The sequence below is a fragment of the Paraburkholderia sp. XV genome (assembly GCF_020177535.1).
Lineage (GTDB): Bacteria > Pseudomonadota > Gammaproteobacteria > Burkholderiales > Burkholderiaceae > Paraburkholderia > Paraburkholderia caribensis.
The window spans coordinates 20842-31875 of record NZ_JAGUUD010000096.1 but is presented as its reverse complement, the minus strand read 5'-3'; the positions used below and the strand labels follow the sequence as shown (position 1 = coordinate 31875).

At 63.4% G+C, this 11034-nt stretch carries 9 protein-coding genes and 1 pseudogene; 7 read left to right on the top strand and 3 right to left on the bottom strand.

Features of this window, described 5'->3' with window-relative positions; translation table 11 throughout:
- The first annotated feature begins 664 nt into the window (after positions 1-664).
- Both KFO72_RS32045 and KFO72_RS32040 read left to right on the top strand, forming a co-directional pair.
- Entirely contained in the window at positions 665-2005 is a 1341-nt protein-coding gene (locus KFO72_RS32045) for a TAXI family TRAP transporter solute-binding subunit (protein ID WP_225033798.1), read from the top strand.
- Between the two features lie 100 nt (positions 2006-2105).
- A pseudogene (locus tag KFO72_RS32040) lies at positions 2106-2330 on the top strand (AI-2E family transporter); the annotation flags it as partial.
- Positions 2331-2386: 56 nt separating this feature from the next.
- Here KFO72_RS32040 and KFO72_RS32035 read toward each other — a convergent pair.
- Positions 2387-4099, bottom strand: a complete 1713-nt coding sequence (locus tag KFO72_RS32035; RefSeq protein WP_225033797.1) for a SulP family inorganic anion transporter — start codon at positions 4097-4099, stop codon at positions 2387-2389.
- A 217-nt stretch (positions 4100-4316) separates the two neighbouring features.
- On the opposite strand from KFO72_RS32035, the gene KFO72_RS32030 reads away from it, so the two are divergent.
- On the top strand, positions 4317-4808 hold the full coding sequence (locus KFO72_RS32030; RefSeq protein ID WP_225033796.1) for an ATPase: 492 nt from the start codon (positions 4317-4319) through the stop codon (positions 4806-4808).
- Positions 4809-4927: 119 nt separating this feature from the next.
- The gene (gene argG / locus KFO72_RS32025; RefSeq protein ID WP_054934833.1) at positions 4928-6262 is read left to right on the top strand and encodes an argininosuccinate synthase; all 1335 of its coding nucleotides are present in this window, start codon (positions 4928-4930) and stop codon (positions 6260-6262) included.
- Positions 6263-6332: 70 nt separating this feature from the next.
- On the opposite strand, the gene KFO72_RS32020 is transcribed toward argG, so the two are convergent.
- Entirely contained in the window at positions 6333-6872 is a 540-nt protein-coding gene (locus KFO72_RS32020) for a DUF421 domain-containing protein (protein ID WP_225033795.1), read from the bottom strand.
- A gap of 210 nt (positions 6873-7082) precedes the next feature.
- Between KFO72_RS32020 and KFO72_RS32015 the strand changes: the two genes are divergently transcribed.
- A complete protein-coding gene (locus tag KFO72_RS32015; RefSeq protein WP_225033794.1) occupies positions 7083-9476 on the top strand; it encodes a phosphoketolase in 2394 nt (797 codons plus the stop codon).
- A 133-nt stretch (positions 9477-9609) separates the two neighbouring features.
- The gene (locus KFO72_RS32010; RefSeq protein WP_054934830.1) at positions 9610-10164 is read left to right on the top strand and encodes a hemerythrin domain-containing protein; all 555 of its coding nucleotides are present in this window, start codon (positions 9610-9612) and stop codon (positions 10162-10164) included.
- A gap of 18 nt (positions 10165-10182) precedes the next feature.
- Here the strand turns inward: KFO72_RS32010 and KFO72_RS32005 are convergent, their stop codons facing one another.
- Entirely contained in the window at positions 10183-10374 is a 192-nt protein-coding gene (locus tag KFO72_RS32005; RefSeq protein ID WP_225033793.1) for a hypothetical protein, read from the bottom strand.
- A 333-nt stretch (positions 10375-10707) separates the two neighbouring features.
- Between KFO72_RS32005 and KFO72_RS32000 the strand changes: the two genes are divergently transcribed.
- On the top strand, positions 10708-10881 hold the full coding sequence (locus KFO72_RS32000; RefSeq protein ID WP_176055426.1) for a hypothetical protein: 174 nt from the start codon (positions 10708-10710) through the stop codon (positions 10879-10881).
- The last annotated feature ends 153 nt before the right edge of the window (positions 10882-11034 follow it).

Here is an 11034-nt window from a genome sequence, read left to right as displayed (position 1 = left end):
TCTGCGCGGTGAACTCGAAGTCGACGGGCGTTTCCTGCTGATGCACCGTCACGACAGTGACCTCGATGGTCGGGCGTGGGGGCTCGGTGGGGGCTTTTTTGCAGGCGGTGAGCGATGCCAGTGCCAGCAGCGCGAGAGGCATCAGCAGCCGCCTGCGCGCCGGACGTTGACTCATAGCAAGACCGAAACAGTTCGATCGCCAATACGACAAAGACGCCATGAGCGCCTCCCCATTCAAGCTCATACGTGCCGTGTATCACGCGACAACACGAGCGCGCGCTCGCGCGCCGCGGCAGCCAGGTTCGAATTGTGTTGACGGGCCAAAACATCCAGTCGCCTGGCTGCTTCGAAGGTCTCCTTCGCGCCGTCACCGTGTTCGCCGCTGGGCGGGAGAACAGCGAATGCGCAGGTCCGCAATGTTGCGCGGCATGTCTGCGCACACGCCGCGACCGAAAGCGCGGGCTTCACGCAGCGAGTATCTGGCAACGGCTCGGCCCGCACCATTGGACTTTGGTCCAATACCGATCCCCGGAATCGTGCATTACGCTGAACAGAACGCTGGACGCCTGATGCGACCCATACGCGACACATGCGCTCCGACACATGCGATCCGAATGTCCTTTCACACAGGTGAACGGACCCTGGCGAAAGAGAGGGCCAGGCGATGCCCAGGGACAACCCAGCGCTTCACCGCAGTCAGAGGCCACCCGTCGCGCCGCGGCGCCGGTGGCTTTACGCCGTTGGTGCCGTCATCGCGCTGGCGGCGCTGGGCTGGGGACTGTATGCCGTCATCGAACCGGCTTTTCAGACGCGCATCGTCATCACGACGGGCGCGGACAAGGGCATTTATCGCGGCTTTGCGGAGCGCTATGCGCCAATCCTCAAACGCGACGGCGTGACGCTCGATATCCGCAGTTCGTCCGGTTCTGTCGAGAACTACGAGCGGCTCAAAGACCCCGCGAGCGAGTACCAAGTCGGCTTCGTTCAGTCGGGCACCACCGTGCCGCAGGAGAGCGATCATCTGGAAACGATTGCCGCCGTTTCGTACGAACCGGTCTGGGTGTTCTATCGTGACGCGCAGACCATCAACCGGCTCGCGCAATTACGCGGCAAACGGATCGGCGTCGGCGTGCCGGGCAGCGGGCTATTGGAGGTCTCGCGGTTGTTGCTGGGTTACAGCGATGTCACGCGCGACAATACCCAGCTGTTCGAGATGGATGCGTCGAAGGCTTGGCGCTGCCTCGAAGACGGCTGCCTCGATGCGGCGTTCTTCATCGGCAGGCCGGATGCGCCGATGCAGCAGATGTTGCTGAACAGCGACCTGAAGCTGATGAGCTTCGCTCAGGCCGATGCGCTCGTGCAGAAATTCCCGTCGCTGAAGAAGGTGGTGTTCCCGCGCGCGTCGACCAGCGTCGTCGACGATCGCCCGCAAACGGACGTTACATTGCTGGCCGCGACGGCGCTGCTGGTTGCGAAGGACACCTTGCATCCCGCGCTCGTCTACCTGTTGCTCGACGCAGCCAGAACCGCGCACGCGGGCGAGGACTACTTCACGCCGCTCGGCACTTTCCCCAATCTGAATACGGACGAATTCCCCGTCTCCAGCGAGAGCGAGCGCTATTTCAAGTCGGGACGTCCATTCCTTCAGCGCTACCTGCCGTTCTGGCTGGCGAGCTTCGTCGAACGGCGTCTGCTGATTCTGGTGCCGTTCCTGGCCGTGCTGATCGGGCTGGTGCAGGCGCTGCCGCGGATACTGGAGTCGCGCGTCAAGAAACGCTTCGTGGTCTGGTATCGCGAGCTCAAGGCGCTGGAAGACGAAATCTGGATCACCGCGCAGCCATCCGCGGAGCAGCTCTCGCAATGGGACAACGAACTCGAGAGCATCGACGCGCAGGCGAGCCAGATACGCGTGCCGACGCGTTATCTGCACGACGTCTATGTGCTCAAGCAGGCCATCAGCGTGGTGCGGCAGCGCATCTCGCGGGCAGCGGGAGCGAACGGTTAGCGTGGGCAATCGCGCAGTGACTCAGCGGAGAGAATCGATGCTGCCCATCCAGAGTTCGGAGAAGCCGCTTGCGCGCGGCATGCTCGACGTGCTGATCCGCGCGGGCCTGATCGCGCTCGCGGTGCTGTTGATCGGCATCATGCAGTTGCCGTCCACCCTCGTCATGATTCCCGTGATCATCTTCGTGTTCGCCACCGGGGGCGCGAGCGCCGCGACCATCATCTTCGCGGTCGACACGTTCGTCGCCGGGCTGGCCGACAATGTGCTCAAGCCTTTGCCGCCCGGCCGGGGCGTCGACGTGCCGATGCCCGTGGTGCTGATCGGCGAGGATCAGCCCGCCGCCGGATCGCGCGACGGCGGAAGGGCGTTTGACGCAAGCGTCTAACGTTTCGTCGATGCGCTGTTCGCCGCATCCGGCGCACGAAGCGCGTGCCATGCCGCCAGCGCTTCTTCGAGGTTGAAAAACATCCGCCCATGACCCAGCGTCGCGCCGAGCGACGAAAGCTGCACCGCCGCGAGCACGCCTGGATTGAGGTTCACGAGCCAGGTCGCGATACCGCGCTCGCGCTGCTTTTTCTCGGCTTCGATCAGCATCTTGAGCGCGGTGTATTCGAGATCGAACACGGCGCTCATCTCCAGGATAAGGACCTCCGGCTGCGCCGCGTCGATCAGCGGCCGCAGTTTCTGGCCGATGTGCTCGGCGTTGGCGAAGAACACGCGCCCTTCGACCCGCAGCACCAGCAGCCCCGGGAACGCTTCGTCGTCGGGATGCTCGTCCGAGACGGGGCGGAACACGTTCGTGCCTGGCTTGCGGCGCAGCACGTAGACGGGCGGATCGGCCACCTGGTGCGCGAGCGCGACTAGCGACACGACAATCGCCACCAGTATGCCCTGCAAGGTGCCGAGCAGCACGACGCCCGCCAGCGCCACCAGCGCCCACAGGAATTCGGTGCGGCGTATCCGCAGAATTGCGCGGAAATCGGCCGGACTGAACAGGCCGACCGAATAGACGATCACGACGGCGGCCAGCGTCGCGTGCGGCATCAGGCCGATCAAGGGCGCGAGCAGCAGCATCGTGCCGAGCGTGACGGCCGCCGTGACGAGCTGGGCGAGTTGGGAGCGCGCGCCTGCCAGCCGGTTGACGGCCGTCTGGCTCGTGCCGCCGCCCGCGGGCATCGCGCCGAGCCACGCGCCCGCCGCGTTGCCGAGACCTGTCGCGAACAGTTCGCGGTTCGGCTTCGGCATGGGTTCGCCGTTGGCCGCAAATGCGCGCCCGGCCGCGATCGTTTCGGTGAAACTCATCAGCGCGATGCCGGCGGCGTCCTTCCAGAGCGAGCCGAGCAGCGAGAAATCGGGTATCACGACCGAGGGCAAGCCCGTCGGAATAAGGCCCACCACGCCGACGCCATGCGCGGGCAAGTCCAGCAGCACAACCGCGCCGATCGCGCACCCGACGGCGATCAACGGTGCGGGCGCGCGCGGATAGTAGCGCTCGAATGCCACGAGGAGGGCGATCGTCGTCGCGCCGACGGCGACCGTCCACCACGACGCGTGGGGAATGCCCATCGCCAGTGCCGCGACATTGTGAAAAAACGAACCCTTCTCAGGGTGGATGCCGAGCAGCTTCGGCAGCTGATCCAGCACGATGACGACGGCGATCCCCGCCTTGAAGCCCGTCAGAACCGGATCGGAGATGAAGTTCGCGACGAACCCGAGGCGCAGCATCGCGGCCAGCGCGAGCATCCCGCCGACGAGCAGCGTGAGGGTCGCCGTGGCGCGCATCAGCGCGGCCGTTTCGCCGCCGGGAACGGCCTGAGCGAGCGCGGCGGCCGTCAGGATGGCGAGCGTCGCGCTGGTGCTGACACTGAGCGGCCGCGAGGTGCCGAAAAGGGCATAGATGATCATCGGCACGAAGGCGGTGTACAGCCCGACTTCGACGGGCAGCCCCGCCACCGACGCATAGGCGAGGGCCTTGGGCAGCACGACGGCTGCCGCCGTGACGCCGGCGACGAGGTCCGGCTTGATCCACTCCTTGCGATAGCCGTGCATCCAGTCGAGCACGGGAATCCGCAAGCGGCTGGCAACGTGTCCCATGATCGCGAGGCCTCCGCATTTCAGTCGGCGACGGTGCGGCTATCGACTACGCAACAGCTCGGGTTGACGCGGGGCGGCCGGTGTTCCGCTGCGGTGCGTCGATAGCGGGTTCCGATGCTGGCGCGGTAGTGCGTAGTGTAGGTCATCGGCCCCGGCGCGCAGCGACTTTGCCGCGTGCAGTAAGATGCTGGGTTCACCAGACAACGAGCCGCCCACGATGGACAGCGTTTCCCCGTTCGACCAGGCCCAGTTGCTCGCCGAATACGCCGATCTGCGGCAGCGCGCAGCCGCGCTCGACGAGCAGGTGCCGGCTTGCCTGCAGCGCATTTCCGACAAACTGCCCCGGATCAGCGGCGAGTCCGAGCTTGCGGATCACTACCGCAGCCTGCTGGTCGGCGCGCGCAGCAACGCGCTGGTGTCGATCGAGAACTACCATGAGGCGATTCCGTACCTGCAGGCGGCGGAATCGCTGATCGCGCAGTTGAACGGGCATCCGGACGTTCAGCTTGACGGTCAGCCGGGTGGACAACCGGCGGCTTCCGGCCCAGCCGGCGCGCGCGGCGCGTTGCTGGATCGCCTCGACGAGCTGATCGACGCCGCCGTCGGCATGATCGATCTGGCGGAGCAGTGTTTCAACGACGCGCAAGCCACCGATCCCGACACGGTGCCGGCGTCGCTGCTGGACGACCCGCTGCATCCCGATGCCTGACTTGCGGTAGCGCCGCAGCATCGCATCATGCCCGTTTTCCGCCGAATCCGGCTCGCAGACGGGCATGTCTGATAAAGTTCCGCCTATTCCCTTCAAAAGTCGATTCAACGGTTTTGATTATGAGCACAATCCTCGAAAATCTTCCGACCGGCCAGAAGGTCGGTATTGCGTTCTCCGGCGGCCTGGACACGAGCGCCGCGCTGCACTGGATGCGCTTGAAGGGCGCCGTGCCGTACGCGTACACGGCAAACCTCGGTCAGCCGGACGAAGAAGATTACGACTCGATTCCGCGCCGCGCCACGGAATACGGCGCCGAAGGCGCGCGCCTGATCGACTGCCGCGCGCAGCTGGTCGCGGAAGGCATTGCGGCGCTGCAATGCGGGGCGTTCCATATTTCGACGGCGGGCGTCACCTACTTCAACACCACGCCCATCGGGCGCGCCGTGACGGGCACGATGCTGGTCGCCGCGATGAAGGAAGACGGCGTCAACATCTGGGGTGACGGCAGCACGTACAAGGGCAACGACATCGAGCGCTTTTACCGTTATGGCCTGCTCGTCAATCCGGATCTGAAGATCTACAAGCCGTGGCTCGACCAGCAGTTCATCGACGAACTCGGCGGCCGCGCGGAAATGTCGGAGTTCATGCGCCAGGCGGGCTTCGCGTACAAGATGTCGGCGGAAAAGGCCTATTCGACCGATTCGAATCTGCTCGGCGCGACGCATGAAGCGAAAGATCTCGAAAGCCTGGAGTCGGGCATCAAGATCGTCAACCCGATCATGGGCGTCGCATTCTGGCGCGACGACGTGCCTGTCGCCAGGGAAGAAGTGACGATCCGCTTCGAAGAAGGCCAGCCCGTCGCGCTGAACGGCAAGACGTTCCCGAACGCCGTCGAACTGCTGCTGGAAGCGAACCGTATTGGCGGACGTCACGGCCTCGGCATGAGCGACCAGATCGAGAACCGCATCATCGAAGCGAAGAGCCGCGGCATCTACGAAGCCCCGGGTCTGGCGCTGCTGTTCATCGCGTATGAGCGCCTCGTCACGGGCATACACAACGAAGACACGATCGAGCAGTACCGTGAAAACGGCCGCCGTCTCGGCCGCCTGCTGTACCAGGGCCGCTGGTTCGATCCGCAGGCCATCATGCTGCGCGAAACGGCGCAACGCTGGGTCGCGCGTGCGATCACGGGCGAAGTGACCGTCGAACTGCGTCGCGGCAACGACTACTCGATCCTCAGCACGAAGTCGCCGAACCTCACGTATCAGCCCGAGCGCCTGTCGATGGAGAAGGTCGCTTCGACATTCTCGCCGCGCGACCGCATCGGCCAGCTGACGATGCGCAACCTCGACATCACCGATACCCGCGACAAGCTGCGCGTCTACGCGCAGGTCGGTTTGCTCGCACCGGGCGAGTCGTCGGCGCTGCCGCAGCTGAAGAACGATACCGAGTAAGCCTGGCTGCTGACGGGGCGGGTCTCGCGTGAAGCTCGCGCGGCCCGCCCCGTTTCTTTTAACGGTGGCGTCACGCGTCCCACTGTCCTGTCCTGGCGTCCGTGTTTACATCCTTCCGGTTCGCACCTTTGCGAATCAGGCTCATCTGTCCATTTCGTTCGAGAATCGCCGCGTGCACGTCGTGCAGATCGAGCGCGTGAAGTTCATGACGCGCGGCCTCGAACACGTCCGTGCGCGTAATCAGCGCAGCTGACATCTGACGGCTATTGAACTGTCCGTCGCGATATACCTCCCGTTCGACCCCGACCACCAGCGATTCGAGCCTTGGCGAGCGCACGCAGCACCACGCGAGCGCGCGATGAATCAGCACGATCACCAGCGCCGCCGCGAGCGTCGGCACCACAGGCGATGCGCCGACGATGACCCGGCTCAGCGTGGCGCCGAGCAGGATTGCGACGACGTAGTCGAACGGCGAGCGTTGCCCGAACGAGCGCCTGCCCGAGATGCGGATGAACACGAGCGTCGCGAAGAACACGACGACCGCGCGCATGGCCGTCTGCAGGGCGGTGAGATCCTTGCCTTCGCCGAATAGCGTCATCAGCACGTCCATGTTGTGTCTCCTTCCTTTGATGCATGCGTGACGGTTGCAGCGCACGCAGCCTGTGGATGGCGGGCCATGCAAGCCGTCCTGCAATCGTTGTGCCGCCTGCGCCGAACACGCATGCATTGGCAATGGACATACGTCAATGGACATGCGCAAACCACCTTCTATGATTAGGAAGGCACTGCGTACCGCGAAACCCCTGCATGGAGACGCACAATGGACGACACCCGCCCGCAACCCACGCCGTTGCAAGCCGATGAACTGCGCAAGATGGACCGCTTCTGGCGGGCCTGCAATTATCTGTCCGCCGGCATGATTTACCTGCGCGCGAATCCCCTTTTGCGCGAACCGCTGAAGCCCGAGCACATCAAGCGGCGTCTGCTCGGCCACTGGGGTTCCGATCCCGGACAGAGCTTCGTGCTCGTGCATCTGAACCGGGTCATCAAACAGCGCGATCTGAACGTGATCTTCATCTCGGGGCCGGGCCACGGCGCACCCGCGACGCTCGCGCACAGCTATCTGGAAGGGCGCTACTCGGAGATCTATCCGGACCGTGGCGAAACGGAAGAGGGCATGGCGCGTCTTTTCAAGCTCTTCTCGTTTCCGGGCGGCATCGGCTCGCATTGCACGCCTGAAACGCCGGGCTCGATTCACGAGGGCGGCGAACTCGGCTATAGCCTGTCGCACGGATACGGTGCGGCGTTCGACAACCCCGATCTGATCGTGACGGTGATGATCGGCGATGGCGAGGCGGAGACCGGGCCGCTCGCAACGTCGTGGCATTCGAACAAATTCCTGAATCCGGCGCGCGACGGCGCGGTGTTGCCCGTTCTGCACCTGAATGGCTACAAGATCGCGAACCCGACCATACTCGCGCGTATTCCGCACGAAGAACTCGAAGCGCTATTCACGGGATACGGTTACAAGCCGTGGTTCGTCGAAGGCGATGAGCCGGAGAAGATGCATCAGCAGATGGCGGCGACGCTCGACGAGTGCATCGATGAAATTCGCGCAATTCAGCAGCGCGCGCGTCAGGAAGGCGGCAATGTCGACGCGCAACGGCCACGCTGGCCGATTATCGTGCTGCGATCGCCGAAGGGCTGGACAGGGCCGCGCGAATTCGGCGCGCACAAGATAGAAGGCTCGTGGCGCGCGCATCAGGTGCCCATTGCCGATCCCGCGACCAACGGCAAGAGCCTGAAGCTCGTCGAGGAATGGCTGCGCAGCTACGGGCCGGAAACGCTCTTCGACGAATCGGGGCGGCTGGTCGCCGAGTTGCGCGCGCTCGCGCCCGAAGGGCCGCGACGTATCAGCGCCAATCCGCATGCGAACGGCGGAGCGCTCTGCAAGGCGCTGGACCTGCCGGACTTCGCCGGCTATGCCGTCGACGTCAGCCAGCCCGCTACGAGCTACGTGTCGCCCACGGATGTGCTCGGCCAGTTTCTGCGCGACGTCATGCGCCGCAATATGACGAGCTTTCGCGTGTTCGGCCCCGACGAAACCGCCAGCAACAAACTCACGGCGATTTACGAAGCGTCGGGAAAGACGTGGCTCGCGCAGATCGTCGAATCGGATCGCGACGGCGGCGAGCTGTCCGCCGACGGTCGCGTGATGGAAATGCTGAGCGAGCATACGCTGGAAGGCTGGCTCGAAGGCTATACGCTGACGGGGCGGCACGGTCTGTTTGCAACATACGAAGCGTTCGTGCATGTCATCGATTCGATGTTCAACCAGCACGCGAAATGGCTCGAAAAAGCCAAGCGCGAGCTGCGCTGGCGGCAGCCCGTGCCGTCGCTGAATCTGCTGATCACGTCGCTCGTGTGGCGCCAGGACCATAACGGTTTTACGCATCAGGACCCCGGTTTTCTTGATGTCGTGACGAACAAGAGCCCCGATGTCGTGCGCATCTATTTGCCGCCCGATGCGAACTGTCTGTTGAGCGTCGCCGATCATTGCCTGCGTTCGCGCGACTATGTGAACGTGATCGTCGCCGACAAGCAGCCGCATTTGCAGTATCTGGACATGAAGTCGGCTATCACGCATTGCACGAAAGGCATCGGCATTTGGGACTGGGCGTCGACGGATCTGGATCACGAGCCGGATGTCGTGATGGCGAGCGCGGGCGACATTCCGACCATGGAGGCGCTCGCAGCCGTGGAAATTCTCAAGGGACTTTTTCCCGATCTGAAGATCCGTTTTGTGAACGTCGTGGATCTGTTCCGGTTGATGCCCGATTCCGATCATCCGCATGGCTTGTCGGGGCGCGATTTCGATTCGCTGTTCACGACGGACAAGCCGGTGATTTTCAACTTCCATTCGTATCCGTCGCTGGTGCACAAGCTGACCTATCGCCGCACGAATCACGCGAATATTCACGTGCACGGCTATGCGGAGAAGGGGAACATCAATACGCCGCTGGAACTTGCGATCATCAATGGTATCGACCGGTTTTCACTCGCGATCGACGTGATTGATCGCGTGCATCGCTTGCGCGGTGTCGGCGATCACGCGAAGGAACGGCTGCGCGATCAGAAGATCCGGCATCTTGATTATGCGCATAGCGAGGGGATCGATAGCGAAGAGATTCGCGACTGGAAGTGGGCGGGTTGACGCTTCGTGGTGCAGGGTGCCGTCGAACCTTGTTTTCCCGCAAGCCGTACCCAGGGAGAAAGAGGCGCGGAATGGCGTTTGCTGTGCATGTCATCGCTGACTGTTCACTGACGATAATTCCCGGGAGGCAATCATGAATGAAGACGCAAACAAGGAACTGGCGGCCGACGCTTCAATCGAAAACACCGCACTCGACGCAATAGAGTTACTCGAAGCGGACCATCGCGTGGCAAAGCAACTGTTCGACGCGTTCGAAAAGGCCGGCGATTCCGACCTGGAAGCGAAGGGTACGCTGGCGCGCCGCGCGTGCGAGGTGCTGACCGTCCACACGATGATCGAGGAGAATATCCTCTATCCCGCCGCGCACAAGGCGCTCGGCAAGGATGATGAGATCGACGTCGACGAAGCCTACGTCGAGCACTTTCTCGCGAAGACACTGATCGAAAAGTTCGACACGCTGAAGCCGGGCGACCATGGGTTCGATGCAACGTTCAAGGTGCTGTCGGAGATGGTGCTCCACCATATCGAGGAAGAGGAATCGAGCCTCTTTCCCGAACTGCGCGAAAGCGGTGTCAACCTGGTGCGGCTCGGCGAAGTGATGGCGGCGGAGAAAGAGAGGCTGATGAAGAAGCTCGATGCCGCAGGCAGCAAGCTGGTGGGCGACAACAGCCTCACGTTTCGCCGGTAATGGACGGGCAGCAATCTTTTACTGGCTGGCGCCGGATGGCACGGCGCTGGCCGCCGATGAAGGCGTAGCGGCGACGGGCGCCTCGCTCGATGCCGCCGGGCCGTTCGCTGCCGTCGCGGTCTCGCTCGCGCGCTGTGCCGCCGCGCTTTGACCCGGCGTGCCGCTCATGCCCGACGTATTGCTCATCACGCCGCTGCTGGCTGAGTCCATGGTGTTGCTGCTTTTCTCGTCTACCTTCTTGCAGCCGGCAGTGCCGCACGCGAGCGCCGCCACCGCTAATGCGGCAGATACGTAACGTGTGCTCGATTTCATCGTCGCGCCCTCCCTTGTCGAACCTGCTGCGACGCGTCGCGCCGCCGGCCCCGTGTGCGTCATCCGTATATGACGGAATCAGCAAGGTTCGTTCCCCGTCGCGCGTACCGCGATCCCAGGCAGGGCTGGCCGATATCTTGCAAGCACATCCGCAACTTGCTACTGCGCGAAGAGTTGTTTGACGCATCCTGTCGCGGTGAAGCCGCGTGACTTTGTCCTGAAGGGAGCACGATGATGAAAGTGAGAGTAGCCAACGAAGGCGATGCGCCCGTCCGGTTGATCGTGGACGGTGACCCGGTGCTCGGCGAAACGCTCGAGGCAGGCGCGGAAATGGTCGTTGATGGGGAGATGGTCGAGTTGCAGGATCTCGAGCCCGGGGACGATGATGAGGATGAGGAGCAGTAGGAGAAGCGCGACGGCATCACGCGGACGCCAGGCGAAAAAACAGGAATCCAAACCCGATCGAAAGAGACAGGAGCGTAGGCCTTCTTTGCAGGCTCACGCCGCGGCCCGACACTTGCTGGTTCGTCCTGATTCAGCGACTACCAGACACACTTG